The organism is Bacillus sp. ISL-75, from assembly GCF_018613095.1.
Genome location: NZ_JAGGQX010000009.1, coordinates 212,359 through 236,351, shown reverse-complemented (window position 1 = coordinate 236,351; position 23,993 = coordinate 212,359). Strand labels below are relative to the sequence as shown.

Below are 23,993 nucleotides of genomic sequence, written 5' to 3'. Positions count from 1 at the left end.
CTTCTCAAGGAAATACTGTTTTTTGTACAGCAACTCCTGTGAGGAGGGAAAAGGATTGACTCGAAATAAAGTTGAAATTTGCGGTGTGGACACAGCAAAACTTCCTGTATTAAAAAATGAAGAAATGAGAATACTCTTCAAGCAAATGCAAGAGGGCGATATTTATGCCAGAGAAAAGCTCGTCAACGGTAATTTACGACTCGTATTAAGTGTCATTCAACGATTTAACAATCGAGGCGAGTTTGTTGACGACCTGTTTCAGGTTGGCTGTATTGGACTGATGAAATCAATCGATAACTTTGATTTAGGTCAAAACGTAAAGTTTTCGACTTATGCCGTACCAATGATTATTGGAGAAATTCGAAGGTATCTACGTGATAATAATCCAATTCGCGTTTCAAGGTCCTTGAGGGATATAGCTTATAAGGCCCTCCAAGTAAGGGAGCGATTGATGAGCGAAACTTCACGTGAACCCACTGCAGAAGAAATCGCAAAGGTCTTAGAAGTTCCACACGAAGAAATCGTGTTCGCTCTTGATGCCATACAGGACCCAGTGTCCCTTTTCGAGCCAATTTATAATGATGGCGGCGACCCAATTTATGTAATGGACCAATTAAGCGACGAGAAAAATAAAGATATCCACTGGATTGAAGAAATTGCTTTAAAAGAAGGAATGCGAAGGTTAAACGATCGTGAAAAATTAATTTTACGTAAACGATTTTTTCAAGGGAAAACACAAATGGAAGTCGCGGATGAAATCGGGATATCTCAAGCTCAGGTTTCTCGACTAGAGAAAGCGGCCATAAGGCAAATGAATAAAAATATTCAAAGTTAAGCTGTCCTTTGGGCAGCTTTATTTTTATTCTTTTTACTAAAATGATATCAACAATCATATATTTTCTATAGTAATAAAACTGGGAGTGAGAGATGATGGTGAAAATTTCCGAATTCCAAATAAAAGATGTGGTTAATGTATCAGACGGAAAAAGGCTTGGTAATATAGGTGATATAGAGATCAATTTAACCACAGGTAAAATTGATGCCGTCGTGATTAGTGGCAGCGGCAGAGTACTCGGCTTTTTTGGAAAAGATGATGACGTGGTTATTCCGTGGAAAAATATCATTAAAATTGGTCAGGACGTAATTTTGGTAAGGTATAAAGGAAATGAAGAGAGAGTTTCATCGGAAACAGAGGTTTGACAATAGTTATTTGCGGTGACCATTTTTTCGTTTCATGGTAAACTATAGAAAAAAACAAAAGAGGTATGGTAATGGAACCCTTTGTTTTAAAGAATGAGTCATTTTTTTCAATAGAAAGCTGGATAAGGCAATTTCCTGATTTGGCTGCGGGTATGACAACCAAAAATGGAGGAGCGAGTAAAGGGAATTACGAAACCCTAAACCTTGGCTTTCATGTTGGAGATGACAGAAGCGATGTTTGCATCAACCGAGGAAAAGTTTCTGAACTTCTGAATTTTCCTCTAAACACCTGGGTTGGGGCAGAACAAACACATGGTATTCATCTTAAGAAAATTTCAAAAGCAGATCGAGGTAAAGGGTCAAAATCCTATGAAGATTCTTTTAAAGACACTGATGGTTTTTATACGAATGAGGAGGGTATTCTTTTATCGCTTTGCTTTGCCGACTGCGTCCCTCTTTTTTTTATTGCACCTGAATCAAGGATGATTGGAATTGCCCATGCTGGCTGGAAGGGGACCGTTGGTCAAATTGCCAAGGAAATGATAAATGCATGGGGAATAGAAGGAATTAATCCCCAACAGATTTTTGTGGCAATTGGCCCATCAATTTGTGAAAAATGTTATATTGTTGATCAGCGTGTTATAAATTTAGTTGAAAATACACTAGTAGATGTCGAAACATTACCCTATAATTTAATTAATGATGGCCAATACTCTTTAGATTTACGTGAAGTAAATAGACAAATTATTGTCAATTCAGGTGTACCTGGTACTAATATTCAGATGACTGGATTTTGTTCTAGTTGTGATAAAGAGTTTTTTTCCCACCGACGTGATCAAGGTAGGACAGGAAGAATGGTAAGTTTTATTGGCTGGAAGGAGACTACGAAAAGTTTATGAGGGTTGCAGTAAAGTTTGAACAAATAAAACAACAAATTATTGATACATGCCTTCGAGTAGAGCGGGACCCTGAAGAAGTGAAAGTGATAGGCGTTACGAAATATGTTAGTACGGAGAGAGCTATTGAAGCATTACAAGCTGGCATCATAAATTTAGGTGAAAATCGTGATGAGGGGCTCCTTCATAAGTGGGAAGTTCTTAAGGACAAGCCTAATTGGCATTACATCGGTTCGCTTCAGACGCGAAAAGTAAAAAATATAATTAATATAGTTGAATATATTCATTCTTTGGACCGGATTTCTCTTGCAGAAGAAATCAATAAACGAGCAGAACAAAAGGTAAAATGCCTGGTTCAAGTCAACGTCTCTGGGGAAGAATCTAAGCACGGCTTAAGTCCTGAAGATGCGATAGTCTTTATTGAATCGCTTCGCAAATTTGAGAGGATTAGCGTGGAAGGTTTAATGACAATGGCTCCATTAACGGATGATGAAGACCAAATTCGAGAATGTTTTCGCAAATTAAGAGAACTTCGCGATCAAGTTCAAGCCCTAAATTTGGATTACGCGCCATGCACAGAGCTTTCGATGGGTATGTCTAATGATTATGTAATTGCTATTGAAGAAGGGTCAACAATGGTAAGAATAGGCACAGCGCTTGTTGGTGAAGATGGTTAGGAGAGAAGATAATGACGATTAAATCAAAATTAAAAACATTTTTCTTTTTAGATGATGAATATGATGATAATAATGATGATTATGCACAAACAGTTGAACCGGCTCCCGTAAAGCAAAAGCAACAGCATCTGCCAGTAGTAAAAAACCAAAATGTTGTTAGCTTGCAAAGCGTCCAAAAAACTACCACTTCATCAAAATCATCCAAGGTAATTTTAGTTGAACCACGTACATATTCTGAGTCAACTGATATTGCAGACCATTTAAAAAATCGCCGGGCAGTTGTAGTGAATCTGCAGCGGATTGATAGTGAACAAGGCAGGCAAATTGTTGATTTTCTAAGCGGAGTTGTCTATGCCCTCGGGGGTGACATTCAAAAAATTGGTTTAAGTATATTTTTATGTACTCCTGATAATGTTGAGGTGTCTGGAAATATATCCGATCTGATTCCTGACTTTGATAATCAAAATACGAGGTGGTAATGTTAAATGGCATTTGTATTTAGTTTATTACAACAGTTAATTCAAGTTTATTCGTGGGCATTAATTATTTATATTTTAATGTCTTGGTTTCCAAATGCTAGAGAGTCCTCTATTGGTCAATTTTTAGCAAAAGTTTGTGAACCTTATTTAGAGCCATTTAGAAAAATCATTCCACCTCTTGGTATGATGGATATATCACCTATTGTTGCATTTCTTGTTTTAAACTTCGCGAGCAGTGGTTTAGGCAGTGTATATCGCTGGCTAGCATAAGAATACTGAAACTAGGTTGTGTTTTGAAAAATGAATATTTACCAGCATTTCCGGCCAGAAGAACGAGAATATATTGACCAAGTGTTAAATTGGAAGGATTATGTCGAGACGCAATATACTCCTAAGTTAACAGATTTTCTTGATCCAAGGGAACAGCATATTCTAAAAATATTAATTGGTGAACATGGCCAAGTAAATTATAAACTTTTTGGCGGCAGCCCAGATGTTGAACGAAAAAGAGCCTTAATCTTTCCAGATTATCTAACCGCCACGGAAGAAGAATTTCAAATCAGTCTTTTTGAAATCCATTATCCAACCAAGTTCGTCACGATCGAACATCGACAGGTATTGGGTACGTTAATGTCTTTAGGGCTAAAGCGAGGGAAATTTGGTGATATCCTCAATAAGGATGATAAATGCCAATTCTTCGCTGCAAAGGAAATAAGCGAATATATAAAAACTAATGTCGAAACAATTGGCAGGGCTGGCGTTAAACTAACTGAAACCGATATCGAGAATGCCATCCGTACCAAAGAATTATTGGTCGATAGTGATTTAACAGTATCTTCACTACGATTGGATACTGTTATTTCAGGTATTTATCATGTATCACGGCAAAAATCACAACTTTTTATTCAACAAGGGCTCGTGAAAGTGAATTGGACATTAACCGAAAATCCTTCATTTGAATGCGATGTTGGTGATATGATTTCAGTTAGAGGATACGGCAGAGCAAAAATTCTCGCCATCGAAGGGAAAACAAAAAAAGAAAAATGGCGAATAAATGTCGGAAAACAAAAATAACTACAGAAGTAAAGAAGGAAATTCGAAGAATGTTGTCGAATAATTGCTTATACATATAGAATTAGAGATTGTATGGAGGTGGCATCAATGCCGTTAACACCGTTGGATATTCATAATAAAGAGTTTAATAAGGGTTTTAGAGGATATGATGAAGATGAAGTGAACGAATTTCTCGATCAAGTCATCAAAGATTATGAATTAGTACTCAGAGAGAAAAAAGAAATGGAAGAACGCTTAAACGATATGAATGAGCGTCTTGGTCATTTTGTAACTATTGAGGATACTCTGAATAAATCAATCATCATTGCTCAAGAAGCTGGGGAAGATGTAAAACGTAATGCCCAAAAGGAAGCTAAGTTAATCATTAAGGAAGCAGAGAAAAACGCGGATCGAATTGTCAATGAATCACTTTCAAAAGCAAGGAAAATTGCTCTTGAAATCGAGGATTTAAAAAAACAATCAAAAGTATTCCGAACTCGTTTTAAAATGTTGATTGAAGCTCAGCTTGATATGTTGAACACGGATGATTGGGATCATTTATTAGAGTATGAGGTTGATGCGACAGAGCTAAAAGTTCATCAAGAAGAAGATTCATTAGCTTGACGAAATGCGTTTTTTTAGCATATAATTTCTTAACAGTTATAAAGAATGGTCAATGACGATGAAAGGGAAAGTACAATTTTCTATGGCTTTTTAAAAGCGAGTCGGGGGTGGTGGAAGCCCGGTAAAGTTGGAAATTGGAAAATCACCCTCGAGTTCCAGGTCGAACCTCCTTCTTTAAGGATAGTAGGCTTAGGCGTGTTATTCACGTTACGAATGTTTAAGAGGATAGAACGATTATTTCGTACTATTTATCAGGGTGGTACCGCGGGAATAAAACCTTCTCGTCCCTATTTTGGGATGAGAGGGTTTTTTTGTTTGTCTATTGGCTATTCTTTGTTATATGAAGAGGATTACAGGAGGAAGAAAAGATGGAATATAAAAATACGTTATTAATGCCGCAAACTGAATTTCCGATGCGTGGTAATCTTCCACAAAGAGAACCTGAGATTCAGGCAAAATGGGAAGAGATGAATATTTATAAAAAAGTCCAGGAACGGACCAAAGGACGTCCTATGTTTGTTTTACATGATGGTCCTCCGTATGCAAATGGTGATATCCATATGGGCCATGCCCTTAATAAAATTTTAAAAGATATGATTGTCCGTTATAAATCTATGAGTGGGTATCATGCGCCATACGTACCTGGCTGGGATACACATGGACTCCCTATTGAGCAGGCGTTAACCAATAAGGGAGTGAAACGCAAAGAAATGACGGTTGCAGAATTCCGTCAACTTTGTACAAAATATGCTCTTGAACAAATTGATAATCAACGTGAACAATTTAAACGTCTTGGTGTCCGTGGTGACTGGGAAAATCCTTATATTACTCTTAACCCAGCATATGAAGCACAACAAATTAAGGTTTTCGGTGAAATGGCCAAAAAGGGTTATATTTATAAAGGTCTTAAGCCTGTCTATTGGTCCCCTTCAAGTGAGTCAGCACTTGCAGAAGCAGAGATTGAATATCAGGACAAAAAGTCTGCATCCATTTATGTGGGCTTTAAGGTGAAGGATGGTAAAGGTGTTCTTGACACGGATACTCAAATTATTATCTGGACGACTACTCCATGGACAATTCCTGCAAACTTAGGAATTTCAGTGCATCCTGACTTAACATATGTAGTGGTATCTGCAAATGAAAACAAATACCTAGTTGCTGAAGCTCTTCTGGAAGAAGTTTCGAAGGTAATTGGCTGGGAAGATGCAACAGTAATTAAGAAGGTAAAAGGAAATGAATTAGAGCATATTCTTGCCATCCATCCTCTATATGGCCGTGATTCATTAGTCATGTTAGGTGAACATGTAACAACAGATGCCGGTACTGGATGTGTTCATACAGCACCAGGCCACGGGGAAGATGACTTCCATGTAGGTCAAAAATACGGTTTAGAAGTATTATGCCCTGTAGATGATAAAGGCGTGATGACAAGTGAAGCACCGGGCTTTGAAGGATTATTTTACGATAAAGCTAATAAACCTATTACACAAGCATTAGAAGATGCAGGTGCACTACTTAAGCTTTCGTTTATTACTCACTCTTATCCGCACGACTGGAGAACGAAGAAGCCGGTTATCTTCCGTGCTACGGCACAGTGGTTTGCTTCTATTAAGGATTTCCGAAATGAATTACTCGATGCGGTAAAGGAAACCAAGTGGATTCCAGCTTGGGGAGAAACGCGATTATTTAATATGGTGCGTGACCGTGGGGACTGGTGTATTTCCCGTCAACGTGTCTGGGGTGTACCAATTCCTGTTTTTTATGCAGAAAATGGGGAAGAAATCATCACTGATGAAACGATCAATCATGTTTCAGATTTATTCCGTGAGTTTGGTTCTAATATTTGGTTTGAACGTGAGGCAAAAGATTTACTTCCGGAGGGCTTTACCCATCAAGGAAGTCCAAACGGAACATTTACAAAGGAAACGGATATCATGGACGTGTGGTTTGATTCAGGTTCCTCACATCAAGCAGTGTTACTTGAAAGAGATGATTTAGTTCGACCTGCCGACCTTTATCTTGAAGGCTCTGATCAGTATCGTGGCTGGTTTAACTCGTCATTATCAACTGCGGTAGCTGTGACAGGTGAAGCACCGTATAAAGGAGTATTAAGCCACGGCTTTGCTCTTGACGGTGAAGGTAGAAAGATGAGTAAATCAATCGGGAATGTAGTGATCCCTGCAAAAGTGATGAATCAATTAGGCGCAGATATCTTACGCCTTTGGGTTGCTTCCGTTGATTATCAAGCAGATGTTCGTGTTTCCGATGCTATTTTGAAACAGGTTGCTGAAGTGTATCGTAAAATTCGTAATACTTTCCGATTCTTATTGGGGAATTTAGCAGACTTTACCCCTGCTGATAGAGTTCCTTATGAAAATCTACGGGAAGTCGATCAATTCATGCTTGTTAAACTAAATAAGCTGATTAAAAATGTTCGTAAGGCCTATGAAAACTATGAATTTGCAGGTATTTATCATGCGATTAATAATTTCTGTACCCTTGATTTAAGTTCATTCTATCTAGATTTTGCAAAAGATGTCCTTTATATTGAGGCAACAGATAATCATGAGCGTCGTGCGATCCAGACAGTTTTATATGAATCACTTCTCGCTTTAACTAAGTTGGTTTCGCCAATTCTGTCCCATACTGCTGATGAAGTGTGGAAATTCATTCCATCTGTAACAGAAGAAAGTGTTCAATTGACTGACCTTCCAGAATACCAGGAGTTGAGCAATGCAAATGCTTTGGAAGAAAAGTGGACTGAATTCATGAATCTGCGTGATGATGTGTTAAAAGCACTTGAAGAAGCACGTAATCAAAAGGTGATTGGTAAATCGTTAACCGCAAAAGTAACCCTGTATGTTAATGAAAAATCGAGACAGCTATTAGATTCTATTGATGAAAATATGAAACAGTTGTTTATTATCTCAGGCTTCGAAGTGGCGGGAACATATGAGGAAGCACCTGAACATGCGGTGAAATTAGAAACTGCAGCCATTGTTATTACGAAAGCTGAGGGAGAAACATGTGAGCGCTGCTGGATTGTTACACCAGAAGTGGGTCAAAATCCAGAACATTCCACACTTTGCAACCGTTGTGCCGACGTAGTAAAAGAAAACTATACCCATTTAGCATAAATAAAGCGAAGCCCTGTGCAAAATGCACAGGGCTTTTAATTTTTTCCTTCTCCGTTAATTGTTGTAGTTGTTGTCAAATGTTTTTCCGAGTTAAGTAATACATGACGGAAATAATAAGAAAAATGAGTAACGGAGGTAACAACTATGAATGCATCGCAGGAAAAGCTGTTCTTTGAACTCCGTCAAACGAAAGAAGAAATCGAATATTCGTTAAAAAATAAACAAGGAAAAAATTGGTTTACAACCATTTTGGAAGAGGAATTGTCAGATACTATTACAGCAATTCAAAAGTTAGAAAATGGGAATTTTGGGCAATGTGAAATTTCCGGTGAATTTTTATCCGCTGATTTATTAAACATGATTCCCACCTTAAAATCACAAAGAGACTCAGAGTATTTGGAAAGTTACTTCAAAAAATCAATTTACCATTCTTAATTAATAATGTTCCATTTTCGTTTAGCGAAAAAGTATGCTAAAATGCTTAAGAAGTATGAAAAGCGAAAGCGCCTAGAATCGCAAGTCTAGGTTGATGTGGAGGTATTTCTTAGTGTTTTATTACTTAATCGCACTTTTTGTTATTTTATTAGATCAAATTACGAAATGGTTAATTGTAAGCAACATGTATCTAGGAGAAAGTATTACCATCATTGATAAAATTTTCTATATTACTTCTCATCGTAATCGTGGAGCAGCATGGGGGATATTACAAGGTCAAATGTGGCTTTTTTATGTAATTACTGTCATTGTAATAGTTGCTATTATGTATTATCTTTACAAAGCAGTAAAAGGAAAATGGCTGCTAGGGTTATCGTTAGCATTAATGCTCGGAGGCGCCATAGGCAATTTTATTGACCGTGTGATTCGAAAGGAAGTTGTCGACTTCATTCATACGTATGTTTTTGGCTATAATTTCCCAGTCTTTAATATCGCAGACTCAGCTTTAGTGATCGGTGTCATCATGTTAATGATTCAAATGTTACTAGAAGAGAGAGAATCAAAGGAGAAATCATATGGAGAAAATGGAACACACCATTCTTGAGGAGCAAAAAGGAGATCGGATTGATAAGGTGATCTCAAGCTTTGATGAAGAATGGTCCCGAACACAAGTACAGCAATGGATAAAAGAAGGTAATGTCCTTGTGAACGGACAACAGATTAAAACCAATTATAAATGCAGCACAAATGATCAAATTGAGATCACAATACCAGACCCAGAAGAACTAGATGTTTTACCTGAAGATCTAAACTTAGAAATTTTTTATGAAGATAAAGATGTATTGGTTGTAAATAAACCAAGAGGGATGGTTGTTCATCCGGCACCAGGGCATTTGTCAGGGACATTAGTCAATGGTTTAATGTTCCACTGTAAGGATTTATCGGGTATTAATGGTGTATTAAGACCCGGGATTGTTCACCGGATTGATAAAGATACTACTGGGCTGTTGATGGTGGCCAAAAATGATATGGCTCACGAAAGCCTTGTCAATCAATTGGTGGCTAAAACTGTCACTCGTAAATATAAAGCGATTGTCCATGGTGTCATTCCACATGACTTTGGAACTGTTGATGCTCCGCTAGGCAGGGATACAAAAGACCGCCAAAGCATGACAGTTGTTGACCACGGAAAACATGCCGTCACTCATTTCCATGTGATTGAACGGTTTAAAGACTTTACTTTTGTAGAGTGCCAATTAGAAACTGGACGAACACACCAAATTCGTGTTCATATGAAATATATTGGCTATCCTCTCGCTGGTGATCCAAAATATGGACCGAAAAAAACATTGGACATAGAAGGACAAGCCTTGCATGCAGGTGTGCTTGGATTTAACCACCCGAGAACTAACGAATATTTAGAATTTGAAGCGCCGCTTCCAGAAGATATCGAATTGTTGCTAACTCAGCTTCGAAATAATCGTTGACATAGTTGTTTATTTAAAGTAAGATGATTTTAGCTTAATAAGCCTTTAAAACAGTCCCGAGAGGCTGAGAAGGAAACGGTTAAGATTATGGGCATACTATGTCCATATCTATGGATTAACTTGTTAACCTCTCACCAGAATTGGGTGAGAGGTTTTTTATTTTACTAAAGAAGAAGGTGTAATATGAACCAAAAAGCTGTTGTCCTTGATGAACAAGCAATCAGTAGAGCGCTGACTAGAATTGCCCACCAAATTATTGAAAAAAACAAAGGTATAGAAGACTGCATTCTGGTTGGTATCCGGACGAGAGGAATCTATCTTGCGGATCGACTTGCAGCAAAAATTGAAGAGATTGAGGGCAAGTCGATTGCAATAGGTGAGATAGATATTACCCTTTATCGAGACGATTTAACTAAGAAGACGGAAAGTCAAGAACCACTTGTTAAAGGCTCAGATATTCCGGTTGGTATAAATAATAAAAAAGTAATTCTTGTTGATGATGTTTTATATACGGGAAGAACAGTCAGAGCTGGACTGGATGCCTTAATGGATATAGGACGCCCATCAGTTATCCAACTTGCGGTATTAGTCGACCGAGGACATCGTGAACTTCCAATCCGGGCAGATTATGTAGGTAAAAATATCCCAACCTCAAGTGACGAAAAAATCGTTGTTGAGTTAGCCGAAGTGGATAAGGTTGATCAAGTAAGTATATTTGAAAAATAAATAGCTACCCTTTTAAATTTAGTCCTGTGAGGCTGACAAAGGGGAATATGCCAACATGAGACTTCATTAAGGCATTTCCATACCCTCTTTGTACCCTTACCGGCTAAGAGGGTTTTTTTTATGAAAAATATAGATACTAAAATAAAGCTGTATATCAAATGGGGGAAATCCAATTGAACAATAAACCTATCTTAGACGTAAAAGAGATTCCAAAACCATTTCAATGGATAACATTAAGCTTACAGCATTTGTTTGCTATGTTCGGTGCAACAATACTTGTTCCCTACCTGGTGGGTTTAAGCCCAGCGATTGCACTTATTTCAAGTGGACTTGGAACATTGGCGTTTTTATTAATAACTAAATTCAAGGTTCCGGCTTATCTGGGTTCATCCTTTGCCTTTATCGCACCTGTCATTGCTGCCAAAGCAGCAGGCGGCCCTGGTGGTGCGATGGTCGGTACTTTTCTCGCAGGATTAGTTTACGGAATTGTTGCACTTGTCATAAGCAAGGCGGGGCACCGCTGGATCATGAACCTGCTGCCGCCAATTGTTGTCGGCCCAGTTATCATTGTTATCGGATTAGCTCTATCTGGAACTGCAGTGAATATGGCAATGAATAATCCTGCGACTGGAAAGTACAGCTTGCTTCATTTCTCCGTCGCACTTGTTACCTTGGCAGCGACGATTATTTTCTCGATATATGCCAAAAAAATGTTAAGCATGATTCCTATCTTAGCAGGGATTATTGTGGGATATATCTATGCACTATTAGTTGGAATCGTCGATTTCACACCAGTAATAGATGCTAAATGGTTTGAAATGCCTGAATTTATCCTTCCATTTGTAAGTTATAAAGTAAAATTCACTTGGGATTTAGTCCTGTTAATGGTACCAGTTGCAATTGTAACTTTATCGGAACATATCGGACACCAGTTAGTACTAAGTAAAGTAGTTGGTCGTGATTATATTAAAGAACCCGGCTTGCACCGATCGATTCTTGGGGATGGAACAGCAACAATTATTTCTGCCTTGGTTGGCGGCCCACCCAAAACAACTTATGGTGAAAACATTGGCGTCCTTGCCATTACACGAGTATACAGTGTGTATGTCATTGCTGGTGCAGCAGTCTTCGCTATCATTTTTGGTTTTATTGGAAAAATAACGGCCTTAATCGGGACCATTCCAACACCGGTTATGGGCGGAGTTTCGATTCTGCTTTTCGGAATTATTGCATCTTCAGGGTTGCGAATGCTGGTTGATAGCAAAATTGATTTTGGAAACAAGCGTAACCTTGTCATATCTTCTGTCATCCTGGTGATTGGAATCGGTGGCGCTGTGATAAAAGTATCTGAATCATTGCAAATCCAAGGTATGGCATTGGCAGCAATCTGCGGGGTTCTCTTAAATCTCATCCTGCCTGGCAAAGAACCAATTAATGAAAATATGCTTGAGGAAAATCAATCCTCTGAAAAGCGGAAAACTGCATAATAAAGTTTCAACTCTTTAAATAAATCCAGAGAGATTTATAAGGGTGTAAGCTTGATGCCATGATTTTAATCTCATGGATTAAGTCGCGAATTCTTACACCCTGAACCAACCAATGGTCAGGGTGTTTCTTTATCAAAATGAGAGGCGGGAAAAAGACGGATGATAAATCACTTACTAACCACAAATGAATTAAAGGTGGAGGAGATTAATCAAATCTTAGCAGATGCTCATGGATTTAAAAACGGAATGAAGTGGCATCCTGAAGGGCAAATGTTTACTGCCAATCTATTTTTCGAACCAAGCACAAGGACAAAGAGCAGCTTTGAAGTCGCACAAAGAAGATTAGGATTAGAAGTTATCCCTTTTGAAGTTCTAACCTCAAGTGTTCAAAAAGGGGAGACACTTTATGATACAGTGAAGACCTTAGAATCAATTGGCGTAAATTCGATTGTCATTCGTCATGAGCAGGATCGATACTTTGATGAGTTAGTAGGGAAGGTTAACATCCCAATCATCAATGGCGGTGATGGATGCGGACATCATCCAACACAATCACTTCTAGATTTAATGACCATCCAACAAGAATTTGGCCAATTTGCAGGATTAAAAATTACCATTATTGGGGACATCCGACATAGCAGGGTGGCGCGTTCCAATGCAGATGTTCTGATAAGGCTGGGAGCGGAAGTGGTTTTTTCTGGACCAGAAGAATGGTTTGATACTAGGAGCGTAGATATATCCAGGTATAGGCCTATTGATCAGGCAGTACAAGAAGCAGATGTAGTGATGCTGCTCCGCGTTCAACACGAACGGCACCAAAATAAAAGCAGTTTTACAGCAAATGAATACCATAAACAATTTGGGCTTACTTTAGAAAGAGAAAAGAGGATGAAGACAGGCAGCATCATTATGCATCCTGCGCCAGTAAATAGAAATGTTGAAATAGCTGATAGTCTTGTGGAGTGCAAGCGGTCAAGAATTTTTAAACAAATGGAAAACGGCGTATATGTTAGAATGGCAGCAATTAAAAGATCAATTGAAAGTCTTGAAGGAGGAAAAAATAATGAAACTTCTTATTCAGAACGCATGCTACATAGCATCTAATGGGGAAACAAAACAAGCTGATATTTTGGTAGAAAATGGAGTTATAACAAAAATTGAAACGAACATTGATGCGATTGTGGACCGGATAGTGGATGCAGCTGGGAAGTTAGTTTCACCAGGATTTATTGATCTACATGTTCATCTTCGCGAGCCTGGCGGTGAAAAAAAGGAAACCATCGCTACAGGGACACTTGCCGCAGCTAGGGGCGGGTTTACAACAATAGCAGCGATGCCAAATACAAGACCGGTGCCTGACACCAAGGAACAAATGGAATGGCTGCAAAACAGAATCAGCGAAACAGCAAAGGTAAGGGTTTTGCCATATGCATCGATTACGACTAGACAGCTTGGCCAGGAACTAACTGATTTTGAGGCATTAAAAGAAGCGGGAGCGTTTGCCTTTACCGATGATGGTGTCGGAGTTCAGTCGGCTGAGAGGATGCTAGCAGCCATGAGGAAAGCGGCAGCCAATAATATGGCAATCGTTGCACACTGCGAAGAAAACACGCTAATTAATAAAGGCTGTGTCCATGAAGGTTCTTTTTCAGAGAAACATGGCTTGAATGGAATTCCTTCCATCTGTGAATCAGTTCAGATTGCAAGAGATGTCCTCTTAGCTGAAGCTACAGGCTGTCATTATCATGTCTGCCATATTAGTACTAAGGAATCGGTCCGGGTGGTAAAGGATGCAAAACGAGCAGGTATTAATGTAACCGCAGAAGTATCACCGCATCATTTATTGTTATCTGAAGATGATATTCCAGGGCTTGATACAAATTTCAAGATGAATCCACCGCTTCGTGGTGCAGATGACAGAACGGCCCTAATCGAAGGACTTCTAGATGGAACGATTGATTTTATTGCAACCGATCATGCGCCGCATACAGCAGAAGAAAAAAGTGAAGGAATGGTTCTCGCTCCATTCGGAATTGTTGGACTAGAAACTGCGTTCCCACTGCTTTATACACATTTTGTATTAAAAAATATCATCTCGCTTAACCAATTAATTGAATTTTTAACAATAAAACCAGCGGAAGCATTCGGTCTTCCATATGGAAGACTAGAAGTAGGCGTACCAGGAGATTTAGTAATCTTGGACCTCGATGAAGAATATGAAATTAAACCAGAAGAATTCTTATCAAAAGGAAAAAATACTCCATTTGGCGGCTGGAAATGTAAAGGCTGGCCTGATATGACCATAGTTGGAGGGCAAATTGCTTGGGAAAAAGGATGTGTACTAGCATGAAAAAACAGCTTATCTTAGAAGACGGTACAATTTTTATCGGTAAAGGATTTGGCAGTGATACTGAAACGATCGGTGAAGTGGTGTTTAACACAGGGATGACTGGCTATCAAGAAATCCTTTCTGACCCATCCTATTGTGGACAAATTGTAACACTAACCTATCCACTTATTGGTAACTATGGGATTAATCGTGATGATTTCGAATCAATCAATCCGGCTGTGAAGGGATTCGTTGTTAAAGAAGCGGCTGAATTCCCGTCCAATTGGAGAAGTGAATATACGTTAAATGAATATTTTGAAATGAAAAAAATCCCGGGAATTGCAGGGATTGATACACGAAAATTGACAAGAATTATCCGCCAATACGGAACACTAAAAGGAGCAATTTGCAGTATTGAAAAAGATGCAAATGAGGTTCTACAAAAATTGCGTGGAACATCGCTTCCAATCGATCAGGTTCGCCAAGTATCAACTAAAAATGCCTATCCTAGTCCTGGACGCGGGAAAAGAGTTGTACTTGTTGATTTTGGAATGAAGCATGGAATTTTACGTGAATTAAATCAGCGCGGCTGTGATGTGATCGTTGTACCATATCACACTACTGCAGAGGAAATTCTTCAATTGAGTCCAGACGGAATTATGCTGTCAAATGGACCTGGGGATCCAAAGGATGTCCCAGAAGCAATCGATATGTTAAAAGGAGTATTAGGCAGAGTTCCTTTATTCGGAATTTGTCTTGGCCATCAGTTATTTGCCCTGGCCTGCGGGGCGAACACCGAAAAAATGAAGTTTGGTCACCGTGGTTCCAATCAACCTGTCAAAGACTTAACTACAGGGAAAGTTGCGATTACCGCACAAAACCATGGATATACAGTTGAAGAAGAGTCAATCAAAAACACAAGATTACAAATTACTCATATTGCCATAAATGATGGAACGGTTGAGGGACTAAAACACCTAGATTATCCGGCATTTACTGTTCAGTATCATCCGGAAGCATCTCCAGGACCTGAAGATGCAAACGGCTTATTTGATCAGTTTCTTGCCCTAATGGAAGAGAACAAACAGGAGGTTACAGCAAATGCCTAAACGTACAGATATCAACTCCATTTTAGTAATTGGTTCGGGTCCAATCGTCATTGGGCAGGCTGCAGAATTCGACTATGCTGGTACTCAGGCTTGTATCGCTCTAAAAGAAGAAGGATATCGTGTTATTCTAGTAAACTCTAATCCTGCAACCATCATGACAGATACAGAAATTGCTGATGCTGTTTATATAGAACCATTGACAGTAGAATTTGTCAGCAGAATTATTCGTAAAGAACGTCCAGACTCCCTACTAGCTACTCTCGGCGGACAAACAGGTCTTAATCTGGCTGTTGAGTTGTCTGAATCCGGAGTTTTAGCTGAGTGCGAGGTTGAAATTCTTGGTACTAAACTTTCCGCGATTAAACAAGCAGAAGATCGGGACCTATTCCGCAGCTTAATGAATGAGTTAAACGAACCGGTACCTGATAGTGCAATCATTCATGAATTAGCTGAAGCTAAGGCTTTTGTTGAACAGATTGGTTTCCCTGTGATTGTCCGTCCTGCCTATACTCTAGGAGGAACGGGAGGCGGCATCTGTCATAATCTAGAAGAACTTGAGGAAATCATTGCTAGCGGACTAAAGCATAGTCCTGTGAATCAATGTTTGCTCGAAAAAAGTATTGCCGGTTTCAAAGAAATTGAATACGAAGTTATGCGCGATGGAAACGACAATGCAATTGTGGTTTGTAACATGGAAAATATTGATCCGGTGGGTGTTCATACTGGGGACTCCATTGTGGTTGCACCAAGTCAGACCCTAAGTGATCGAGAATATCAACTACTAAGGAATGTATCACTAAAAATCATTCGTGCTTTAGGGATTGAAGGGGGCTGTAACGTTCAGCTGGCCTTAGATCCAGATAGCTACAATTACTATATAATCGAAGTTAATCCACGTGTTAGCCGTTCTTCGGCATTAGCATCAAAAGCCACTGGTTATCCAATTGCCAAGCTTGCTGCAAAAATTGCCGTTGGCTTAACGCTGGATGAAATGTTGAACCCGGTTACTGGGAAAACGTACGCAAGTTTTGAACCAGCTCTCGATTATATTGTAACAAAAATCCCTAGATGGCCGTTTGATAAATTTGAATCAGGGAATCGTTCACTAGGGACGCAAATGAAAGCAACCGGAGAAATTATGGCGATTGGCCGGACGTTTGAAGAATCCCTATTAAAAGCCATTCGTTCCCTTGAGGCGGGCGTCTTCCATTTTGAATTAAATGGTGCGGAGGAAATTGATAATGAATTACTCGAGAAGCGGATTCGAAAAGCAGGAGATGAGCGTCTCTTCTACATTGCAGAAGCGTTAAAACGAGGACTAACTATAGAAACCTTGCATCAATGGAGTAAAATTGATTTATTTTTCTTGAAGAAAATGGAAGGAATTATATGTCTGGAAGCAAAAATTGCTGCTAATCCTTTTGATAACGAAATCCTTTTTGAAGCAAAGCAAAAAGGTTTTACTGATAAAAAAATCGCTGAACTTTGGAAAAGTACTGAAAAAGAGATTTTTAACCTGCGCAAGAGCCTGGGGATTATCCCTGTATATAAAATGGTTGATACTTGTGCAGCAGAATTTGAATCGGAAACACCTTATTACTATGGTACGTATGAAGAGGAAAACGAGTCGGTCGTAACGGACAGAAAAAGCGTGATTGTTCTCGGGTCGGGGCCTATCCGTATTGGTCAAGGAATTGAGTTTGACTATGCTACTGTTCATTCGGTTAAAGCCATTAAGGAAGCAGGATATGAAGCAATTATTATTAATAATAACCCTGAAACGGTATCTACCGATTTCAGTATTTCCGATAAGCTTTACTTCGAACCGCTGACGATTGAAGATGTCATGAGTATTATTGAGTTAGAAAATCCAATTGGGGTTGTGGTCCAATTTGGCGGGCAAACAGCTATCAACCTTGCCGCAGATCTCGCTGAAAATGGGGTCAAAATCCTTGGAACAAGCCTTGAAGATATAGACCGTGCTGAAAATAGAGATAAGTTTGAACATGCTCTTCAACAATTAAATATTCCGCAGCCGTTAGGGAAAACAGCCTTATCAGTGGAAGAAGCGGTGGTGATTGCCAACGAGATCGCCTATCCTGTTCTAGTCCGCCCATCCTATGTTCTTGGGGGAAGGGCAATGGAAATTGTCTACCATGAAGAGGAATTGCTTCACTACATGAAAAATGCTGTAAAAATTAATCCAGATCATCCAGTGTTGATTGACCGCTATTTAACAGGAAAAGAAATCGAAGTAGATGCCATCTGTGATGGAGAAAATGTACTAATACCTGGAATTATGGAACATATCGAGCGAGCGGGCGTCCATTCTGGTGATTCGATTGCTGTATATCCGCCGCAAACACTTACTGAGACAGTAAAACAAACACTTGTGGAGTATACAGAGAAATTAGCAAAGGGCTTAAACATTATCGGATTATTAAATATCCAGTACGTTCTGGCTGGGGATCAAGTCTATGTGCTTGAGGTCAATCCGCGTTCAAGCCGTACGGTTCCATTTTTAAGTAAAATAACGAATCTTCCAATGGCGAAAATAGCCACTAAAGCAATTTTAGGCGTATCGATTGTTGATCAAGGGTACATTCCTGGTCTTGCCACTGAAAAAGAAGGGGTTTTCGTAAAGGTTCCTGTATTCTCCTTTGCTAAGCTTAAAAGTGTGGATATAACCCTCGGACCGGAAATGAAATCGACAGGGGAAGTAATGGGTAAGGATGTAACGCTTGAAAAAGCTCTTTATAAAGGATTAGTTGCTTCAGGTATGAATATCCAAAAGTTTGGTACGGTATTGTTTACTGTAGCAGATAAAGATAAACAGGAAGCGTTAAAGCTGGCGAAGCGATTTTCAGCTAACGGCTATCGTTTAATGGCAACGAGCGGTACAGCAGCTATCTTAGAGGCGGCTGGACTAAGAGTCAAAGAGGTCGGAAAGATTGGTTCGGAAGGAAAGACTCTTTTGGATGTCATTCAACATGGCGAAGCGCAATTTATAATTAATACACTGACCAAAGGTAAACAACCGCAACGCGACGGGTTTAGAATTCGCCGGGAAGCCGTTGAAAATGGGGTTCCGTGTTTAACTTCATTAGACACAGCAGATGCTATCCTAAAAGTGATTGAGTCGATGAACTTCTCGGCTGAAGCGATGGATTCAGTGAAAAAGGAGGCTGTCTTTGCTTGATTAGAAAAGAGTTATGCAAAATCAGCAGCCAAAAAGAAATTGCTTCAGACATATATGAGCTTACTGTTAAAGGAGAATTGGTCGGACAAATTAGTGCCCCGGGTCAATTCGTGCATATTAGGGTCTCAAATGGGTGGGACCCGCTTTTACGAAGGCCCATTAGTATCTCTTCCTTCGATAAAAAACAAAAGAGCATGACCATGATCTATCGCAAGGAAGGAAAAGGAACAACAATGCTAGCAGAATTGGGTCCAGGGAAGCAACTTGACATCCTTGGACCGCTCGGCAATGGCTTTCCTGTCGATGAGGTCAGCAGAGGTGAGACAGCCTTGCTTGTTGGCGGTGGAATCGGTGTTCCGCCACTATATGAACTTTCTAACCAATTAGTCGAAAAAGGTGTAAAGGTTATCCATGTCCTAGGCTTTCAAACGGAAGCGGCGGTTTTTTACGAAAAGGAATTTTTAGAAAATGGTGAAACCTATGTGACTACTGTTGACGGTTCCTATGGAAGGAAAGGATTTGTAACAGATGTCATGAAGGATTTACGATTTGATTGTATTTATACATGCGGACCAACACCAATGTTAAAGGCGATTGAACAAAGTTATTCAGATAAAAAAATGTTTTTATCATTAGAAGAACGAATGGGCTGCGGAATTGGGGCATGCTTTGCCTGCGTGTGTAAAAGTAAAGATGATCCAACCGGAGTTGCCTATAAAAAGGTATGCAGCGATGGGCCTGTTTTTCGCGCCGGGGAGGTATTGATATGAGCCGTTTGAACATCGAATTACCGGGTTTAACACTGAAAAATCCTATCATGCCTGCCTCGGGATGTTTTGGATTTGGACGGGAGTACAGCCAATTTTATGATTTGAGTGTATTGGGCGCGATTATGATTAAAGCCACAACAGTAGAACCGCGGTTCGGAAACCCAACCCCAAGGGTAGCAGAAACAACATCAGGGATGTTAAATGCAATCGGATTGCAAAATCCAGGCCTTGAAAAAGTACTAGGCGCGGAGCTGCCTTGGCTCTCCCAGTACGATGTCCCGATTATCGCAAATGTTGCAGGGTCACTCGAAGAGGATTATGTGGAGGTTGCTCGCAGAATATCAAAAGCACCCAATGTGCATGCATTGGAACTAAATATCTCTTGTCCAAATGTAAAAACGGGAGGGATTGCATTTGGTACAATACCTGAAGTAGCTAAGCAATTAACCCGGAAGGTAAAGGAAGTTTCTGAAGTGCCAGTTTATGTGAAGCTGTCACCGAATGTCACTAATATTGTGGAAATGGCGAAAGCGGTGGAAGCTGGGGGCGCCGATGGTTTAACCATGATAAATACACTTGTTGGGATGAGGCTTGATTTAAAAACGGGCAAACCGATTTTATCCAATCGTACAGGCGGCTTATCAGGTCCAGCTATTAAACCTGTGGCCATTCGGATGATTTATGAGGTCAGTCAGGCTGTATCCATTCCGATTATTGGCATGGGTGGAATTGAGTCGGCTGCCGATGTGATTGAGTATTTCTATGCAGGCGCAAGTGCCGTAGCAGTTGGAACTGCAAATTTTGTGGATCCCTTCGTATGTCCAACCATTATTGAGGAATTACCAGCTTTACTAGAAAAATTAGGCTTTGAACACATCAGTGAATGTACAGGAAGGAGCTGGAAAGAAGATGGACAACTCGCTTATCATCGCGCTTGATTTTGCCAATGGCAGCGAAGTGAATAGTTTTTTGCAGCCTTTTGAAGGCAAGGAGCTTTTTGTGAAAGTTGGCATGGAGTTATTTTATCAAGAAGGCCCTTCAATCGTTCATCAATTAAAAGAAAAAGGTCATCATATTTTTCTGGATTTAAAGCTTCATGATATTCCGAACACTGTGAAAAGTGCGATGAAGGGGCTTGCCCGATTGGAATGTGACTTAGTTAATGTTCATGCTGCCGGGGGAAAAGAGATGATGGCAGCCGCACTTGAAGGACTGGAGGCAGGGACTTCTGCAGGACGGAAACGACCTAATTGCATCGCGGTAACACAGTTGACGAGTACATCAGAAGAGCAAATGAATAAAGAACAGCTCATTCCTGTTTCATTGGAAGAATCCGTTTTACATTATGCGTTACTTACAAAAGAAGCTGGCTTGGACGGTATCGTCTGCTCTGCATGGGAAGCTGCTTTTATTAGGGAGAAAGCTGGGCAATCGTTTTTGACCGTATGCCCAGGAATTCGCATGGAGTCTGATCAGGTTGGAGATCAAAAGAGAGTGGCTACACCGGAATTTGCGAGAAATTCGGGCGTAAGTTCTATTGTTGTGGGGCGTTCGATTACTCGGTCAGTTGACCCAGTGAAAAGCTATGAAAAATGGATGGAAGCATGGAAGGGGATACGACAATGAAACACGTGATTGCTGAAAGATTATTAGAAATTAATGCGGTTGCCTTAAAGCCACAGGATCCATTTACTTGGACATCAGGGCTCCGGTCACCAATCTATTGTGATAATCGGCTAACACTCTCATTCCCGGCTGTTAGAAGAGAAATTGCTGCTGGATTGCAAAAACTCATCCTTGAGAATTTTTCAGAAGCTGAAGTTATTGCTGGTACGGCGACAGCAGGGATCCCACATGCAGCGTGGGTGAGTGAGCTAATGGATTTACCAATGTGCTATGTTCGTTCAAAGGCAAAGGGGCATGGCAAAGGAAATCAGATTGAAGGCAAGGTTGAATCAGGTCAAAAAGTTGTCGTTGTTGAGGATTTAATTTCAACAGGGGGCAGTGTGATTACGGCAGTTCAAGCATTACGGGAAGCAGGCTGTGAAGTGCTTGGAGTAGTTTCCATTTTTACATATGGGCTGGAAAAGGGAAGAGAACTGCTTCAGGAAAACGGGATTAAGAGTATTTCTTTGACTGATTTTCCGACATTAATAGAAGTAGCGATTTCAAAAGGCAACGTTACGGCAGAGGATCAGAAAAGTCTGCTTTTATGGAGTAAAGATCCATCTGAATGGAGCAAACAGTTCGTTGAAACAGATTCGCTGATATAATCGAAAATACGCTGATAAAATGAAATTAACGCTGATAAATCATGTGTTTTCGCTGATAAACAGGTAATATCCGCTGATAAATAGAAAAAAAGGGCATCCAAGTTTGTACTGCACCCCAAAAGTTAGATTTTACTCTAACTTTTGGGGTGCAGTACACTACCGGGTGCCCTCTTTTTCTTCTATTTCTTCAATTTCAGTACCAATTCTTCATCCGGCGTTACATAAACCGTCTGTTGATTGTCATAAATCACAAATCCAGGCTTTGCACCGCTAGGTTTTTTAACAAACCGGACCTTCGTAAAGTCGACAGGAACAGAGCTTGAATTCCTCGCTTTGCTATAATAAGAGGCTAAAACGGCAGCCTCACGAATCGTCTCATCAGATGGTTCCTTGCTGCGTATTACCACGTGTGAGCCGGGAATATCTTTCGTATGGAGCCAAATCTCATCCCTTGCTGCCAGCTTATTTGTTAAATAGTCATTTTGTTTATTATTTTTTCCAACGATGATATCCGTCCCATCTGTAGATAAGAAGTGATCTAAAATTGGTTTAACATTCTGAGCCTTTTTCAATTTCTTTTTCTGCCGTTCGCGAATATAGCCACCCTCAACTAATTCTTCACGAATTTCTTGAATATCCTTTGGAGAGGCAGCTTGTACCTGCTGTAGTAAATTATCAAAATAAGCTACTTCGACTTGGGCCTTTTCAATTTGATCAACGACAATTTCAACTGCATTTTTTGCCTTTTGGTATTTTGAAAAATACTTTTGGGCATTTTCAGATGGTGTCTTTCTGGGGTCAAGCGGAATTAAAATCGTTCCACCAGATTCATCATAATAATCGAGAACTTCAATATCACGCATCCCTTTCTTAGCAGCATATAAATTGGCAGTTAACAACTCGCCAGAGCGTTGATATTGATCAGCCTTTTCTGCTTCTTTCAGAGTAGCCTTCAGTTTGTTAATTTTCTTTTCATTCTTTTCTTTTTCATTTTGAATAAATCGTTCAATATCATTTCCCTGCTGCTTTACCCGGTCTCTTTCCGCTTTGCCAAAATAAAAACGGTCAAGCAATTCACTTAGTGTAGGGAAGGTCTTTATTTCTCCTTTTAGATGCTCAAGGGGAAATAAGTAAAAAGCGTCCTTACCGCCCGACGATATAATCGAAGGAGAAATCTCACCGGTTTCCACCTTTTTAATCATACGAATAAACGTTCCCGGTATTGTAGAACGATTGGCAAGACCACTTTGGAATATAACTTCCTTGGCAAAAAGGGGAGAGATTCCTGCAAATTGCTCAACTAATTGGCGATCGAGTTTTCCTGCATTGTAATCAATTTTTCTTAATAGATCATCTTCGCTCGAATGAAAAGGATTTTGCTTATGCTGTTCTGGTGGAAATACATAAGGTTGTCCTGGCAAAATGGCCCTGTGGCTATTTACGGCAAAGGAAACATGTTTGATACTATCAAGAATGACATTTCGTGTTTTATCTACCAGTACGATATTGCTATGCCTGCCCATAATTTCAATAATTAATTGTTTATAGCTAATATCACCAATCTCATTTCTGCCCTTTATTTCAAGTACTATCATCCGGTCTGTTTCTACTTGATATATATCCTCTAAAATATACCCCTCAATATGTTTCCTAAGCAGCATACAGAACATCGGGGCTTCACTAGGATTATCGTATGCTTCATTCGTGAATTGGACCCGCGCGTAGCTTGGGTGTGCTGATAAAAGCAGCTTTTGATTAACTCCATTGGCACGAATCGTGAGAATTACTTCATTTTTATAGGGTTGATGAACCTTATTGATCCGTCCGCCCTTCAAGGAACGAACAAGTTCATCGACCATTGCTTTTGTAAATAAACCATCAAATGACATGGAAAACATCCTTTACTACATTCATATGAATTAATTATAGCGTACTAAAAATATACTGTCTTATTTTTACTCTGTTAAACGTGCCCGTTGATTTCCGCTCCAATCTATAGGGTTCCATTTATTCTCTAATTTATCTTTCACTATATCATAGCATTTTTTTGGACGACCCTGAATAAGCTTTCTTTAGAGCAAGTATTTATAGGTATTTAAAGGGGGAAGTGAG

The 23,993-nt window shown here is 39.7% G+C and carries 23 protein-coding genes and 1 other annotated feature; of the genes, 22 read left to right on the top strand and 1 reads right to left on the bottom strand.

All coding sequences use genetic code 11. The features are described from left to right. Nucleotides 1–55: 55 nt before the first annotated feature. From sigG to pyrE, 22 genes are all read left to right on the top strand, one after another. On the top strand, nucleotides 56–835 hold the full coding sequence (gene sigG / locus J7E63_RS03480; protein WP_026566385.1) for an RNA polymerase sporulation sigma factor SigG: 780 nt from the start codon (nucleotides 56–58) through the stop codon (nucleotides 833–835). Nucleotides 836–930: 95 nt separating this feature from the next. Continuing rightward, nucleotides 931–1,200, top strand: a complete 270-nt coding sequence (locus tag J7E63_RS03475; protein ID WP_215010362.1) for a YlmC/YmxH family sporulation protein — start codon at nucleotides 931–933, stop codon at nucleotides 1,198–1,200. A gap of 71 nt (nucleotides 1,201–1,271) precedes the next feature. Further along, a complete protein-coding gene (gene pgeF / locus J7E63_RS03470) occupies nucleotides 1,272–2,099 on the top strand; it encodes a peptidoglycan editing factor PgeF (protein WP_215010278.1) in 828 nt (275 codons plus the stop codon). Then, nucleotides 2,096–2,773, top strand: coding sequence for a YggS family pyridoxal phosphate-dependent enzyme (locus J7E63_RS03465; RefSeq protein ID WP_215010277.1), 678 nt, complete (start codon nucleotides 2,096–2,098; stop codon nucleotides 2,771–2,773). Before pgeF ends, J7E63_RS03465 begins: the two co-directional genes overlap by 4 nt. Nucleotides 2,774–2,784: 11 nt before the next feature. Further along, complete coding sequence (locus J7E63_RS03460) at nucleotides 2,785–3,252, top strand: cell division protein SepF (RefSeq protein ID WP_215010276.1); 468 nt, start codon at nucleotides 2,785–2,787, stop codon at nucleotides 3,250–3,252. A 6-nt stretch (nucleotides 3,253–3,258) separates the two neighbouring features. Next, on the top strand, nucleotides 3,259–3,522 hold the full coding sequence (locus tag J7E63_RS03455) for a YggT family protein (RefSeq protein WP_088086318.1): 264 nt from the start codon (nucleotides 3,259–3,261) through the stop codon (nucleotides 3,520–3,522). A gap of 30 nt (nucleotides 3,523–3,552) precedes the next feature. Beyond that, complete coding sequence (locus J7E63_RS03450; protein ID WP_215010275.1) at nucleotides 3,553–4,326, top strand: YlmH family RNA-binding protein; 774 nt, start codon at nucleotides 3,553–3,555, stop codon at nucleotides 4,324–4,326. Nucleotides 4,327–4,413: 87 nt separating this feature from the next. Next, complete coding sequence (locus J7E63_RS03445; RefSeq protein WP_168242725.1) at nucleotides 4,414–4,929, top strand: DivIVA domain-containing protein; 516 nt, start codon at nucleotides 4,414–4,416, stop codon at nucleotides 4,927–4,929. Between the two features lie 49 nt (nucleotides 4,930–4,978). Then, nucleotides 4,979–5,221: a binding site (T-box leader), on the top strand. 76 nt (nucleotides 5,222–5,297) lie between these two features. After that, nucleotides 5,298–8,066 carry an isoleucine--tRNA ligase gene (gene ileS, locus J7E63_RS03440; RefSeq protein ID WP_215010274.1) on the top strand — a complete coding sequence of 923 codons (2,769 nt, stop codon included), beginning with the start codon at nucleotides 5,298–5,300 and terminating at the stop codon, nucleotides 8,064–8,066. Nucleotides 8,067–8,210: 144 nt separating this feature from the next. Beyond that, a complete protein-coding gene (locus J7E63_RS03435) occupies nucleotides 8,211–8,501 on the top strand; it encodes a hypothetical protein (protein ID WP_215010273.1) in 291 nt (96 codons plus the stop codon). 112 nt (nucleotides 8,502–8,613) lie between these two features. Beyond that, entirely contained in the window at nucleotides 8,614–9,105 is a 492-nt protein-coding gene (gene lspA / locus J7E63_RS03430) for a signal peptidase II (protein WP_098933033.1), read from the top strand. Further along, on the top strand, nucleotides 9,077–9,988 hold the full coding sequence (locus J7E63_RS03425; RefSeq protein ID WP_088086325.1) for an RluA family pseudouridine synthase: 912 nt from the start codon (nucleotides 9,077–9,079) through the stop codon (nucleotides 9,986–9,988). The genes lspA and J7E63_RS03425 overlap by 29 nt, the downstream gene beginning before the upstream one ends. Nucleotides 9,989–10,171: 183 nt before the next feature. Further along, nucleotides 10,172–10,714 (top strand): bifunctional pyr operon transcriptional regulator/uracil phosphoribosyltransferase PyrR, encoded by a 543-nt coding sequence (gene pyrR, locus J7E63_RS03420; protein WP_088086326.1) that lies wholly within the window; start codon nucleotides 10,172–10,174, stop codon nucleotides 10,712–10,714. A gap of 173 nt (nucleotides 10,715–10,887) precedes the next feature. Next, entirely contained in the window at nucleotides 10,888–12,201 is a 1,314-nt protein-coding gene (locus J7E63_RS03415) for a solute carrier family 23 protein (protein ID WP_215010272.1), read from the top strand. 162 nt (nucleotides 12,202–12,363) lie between these two features. Then, nucleotides 12,364–13,305: an aspartate carbamoyltransferase catalytic subunit gene (locus J7E63_RS03410; RefSeq protein ID WP_215010361.1), complete on the top strand. Its 942-nt coding sequence runs from the start codon at nucleotides 12,364–12,366 to the stop codon at nucleotides 13,303–13,305. Beyond that, complete coding sequence (locus J7E63_RS03405) at nucleotides 13,265–14,551, top strand: dihydroorotase (RefSeq protein WP_215010271.1); 1,287 nt, start codon at nucleotides 13,265–13,267, stop codon at nucleotides 14,549–14,551. The genes J7E63_RS03410 and J7E63_RS03405 overlap by 41 nt, the downstream gene beginning before the upstream one ends. Next, nucleotides 14,548–15,639: a carbamoyl phosphate synthase small subunit gene (locus J7E63_RS03400; RefSeq protein ID WP_214713041.1), complete on the top strand. Its 1,092-nt coding sequence runs from the start codon at nucleotides 14,548–14,550 to the stop codon at nucleotides 15,637–15,639. Before J7E63_RS03405 ends, J7E63_RS03400 begins: the two co-directional genes overlap by 4 nt. Then, on the top strand, nucleotides 15,632–18,838 hold the full coding sequence (gene carB / locus J7E63_RS03395; RefSeq protein WP_215010270.1) for a carbamoyl-phosphate synthase large subunit: 3,207 nt from the start codon (nucleotides 15,632–15,634) through the stop codon (nucleotides 18,836–18,838). The genes J7E63_RS03400 and carB overlap by 8 nt, the downstream gene beginning before the upstream one ends. Further along, the gene (locus J7E63_RS03390) at nucleotides 18,835–19,608 is read left to right on the top strand and encodes a dihydroorotate dehydrogenase electron transfer subunit (protein WP_215010269.1); all 774 of its coding nucleotides are present in this window, start codon (nucleotides 18,835–18,837) and stop codon (nucleotides 19,606–19,608) included. The genes carB and J7E63_RS03390 overlap by 4 nt, the downstream gene beginning before the upstream one ends. Next, on the top strand, nucleotides 19,605–20,546 hold the full coding sequence (locus J7E63_RS03385) for a dihydroorotate dehydrogenase (RefSeq protein WP_215010268.1): 942 nt from the start codon (nucleotides 19,605–19,607) through the stop codon (nucleotides 20,544–20,546). Before J7E63_RS03390 ends, J7E63_RS03385 begins: the two co-directional genes overlap by 4 nt. Continuing rightward, a complete protein-coding gene (pyrF, locus tag J7E63_RS03380; RefSeq protein WP_215010267.1) occupies nucleotides 20,518–21,234 on the top strand; it encodes an orotidine-5'-phosphate decarboxylase in 717 nt (238 codons plus the stop codon). The genes J7E63_RS03385 and pyrF overlap by 29 nt, the downstream gene beginning before the upstream one ends. Further along, entirely contained in the window at nucleotides 21,231–21,881 is a 651-nt protein-coding gene (gene pyrE, locus J7E63_RS03375; protein WP_215010266.1) for an orotate phosphoribosyltransferase, read from the top strand. Before pyrF ends, pyrE begins: the two co-directional genes overlap by 4 nt. 179 nt (nucleotides 21,882–22,060) lie before the next feature. Here pyrE and J7E63_RS03370 read toward each other — a convergent pair whose 3' ends face one another. After that, nucleotides 22,061–23,770: an Rqc2 family fibronectin-binding protein gene (locus J7E63_RS03370; RefSeq protein ID WP_215010265.1), complete on the bottom strand. Its 1,710-nt coding sequence runs from the start codon at nucleotides 23,768–23,770 to the stop codon at nucleotides 22,061–22,063. Nucleotides 23,771–23,993: the final 223 nt, after the last annotated feature.

Excerpts from the sequence above, each read along its gene's own strand:
- J7E63_RS03445 (WP_168242725.1), top strand. The coding sequence starts at position 4,414 with ATGCCGTTAACACCGTTGGATATTCATAATAAAGAGTTTAATAAGGGT.
- J7E63_RS03460 (WP_215010276.1), top strand. The coding sequence starts at position 2,785 with ATGACGATTAAATCAAAATTAAAAACATTTTTCTTTTTAGATGATGAA.
- J7E63_RS03455 (WP_088086318.1), top strand. The coding sequence starts at position 3,259 with ATGGCATTTGTATTTAGTTTATTACAACAGTTAATTCAAGTTTATTCG.
- J7E63_RS03435 (WP_215010273.1), top strand. The coding sequence starts at position 8,211 with ATGAATGCATCGCAGGAAAAGCTGTTCTTTGAACTCCGTCAAACGAAA.
- J7E63_RS03405 (WP_215010271.1), top strand. The coding sequence starts at position 13,265 with ATGAAACTTCTTATTCAGAACGCATGCTACATAGCATCTAATGGGGAA.
- J7E63_RS03370 (WP_215010265.1), bottom strand. The coding sequence starts at position 23,770 with ATGTCATTTGATGGTTTATTTACAAAAGCAATGGTCGATGAACTTGTT.
- J7E63_RS03465 (WP_215010277.1), top strand. The coding sequence starts at position 2,096 with ATGAGGGTTGCAGTAAAGTTTGAACAAATAAAACAACAAATTATTGAT.
- ileS (WP_215010274.1), top strand. The coding sequence starts at position 5,298 with ATGGAATATAAAAATACGTTATTAATGCCGCAAACTGAATTTCCGATG.
- J7E63_RS03400 (WP_214713041.1), top strand. The coding sequence starts at position 14,548 with ATGAAAAAACAGCTTATCTTAGAAGACGGTACAATTTTTATCGGTAAA.
- carB (WP_215010270.1), top strand. The coding sequence starts at position 15,632 with ATGCCTAAACGTACAGATATCAACTCCATTTTAGTAATTGGTTCGGGT.
- J7E63_RS03450 (WP_215010275.1), top strand. The coding sequence starts at position 3,553 with ATGAATATTTACCAGCATTTCCGGCCAGAAGAACGAGAATATATTGAC.
- J7E63_RS03425 (WP_088086325.1), top strand. The coding sequence starts at position 9,077 with ATGGAGAAAATGGAACACACCATTCTTGAGGAGCAAAAAGGAGATCGG.
- pyrR (WP_088086326.1), top strand. The coding sequence starts at position 10,172 with ATGAACCAAAAAGCTGTTGTCCTTGATGAACAAGCAATCAGTAGAGCG.
- pyrF (WP_215010267.1), top strand. The coding sequence starts at position 20,518 with ATGGACAACTCGCTTATCATCGCGCTTGATTTTGCCAATGGCAGCGAA.
- pyrE (WP_215010266.1), top strand. The coding sequence starts at position 21,231 with ATGAAACACGTGATTGCTGAAAGATTATTAGAAATTAATGCGGTTGCC.
- pgeF (WP_215010278.1), top strand. The coding sequence starts at position 1,272 with ATGGAACCCTTTGTTTTAAAGAATGAGTCATTTTTTTCAATAGAAAGC.
- J7E63_RS03475 (WP_215010362.1), top strand. The coding sequence starts at position 931 with ATGGTGAAAATTTCCGAATTCCAAATAAAAGATGTGGTTAATGTATCA.
- J7E63_RS03385 (WP_215010268.1), top strand. The coding sequence starts at position 19,605 with ATGAGCCGTTTGAACATCGAATTACCGGGTTTAACACTGAAAAATCCT.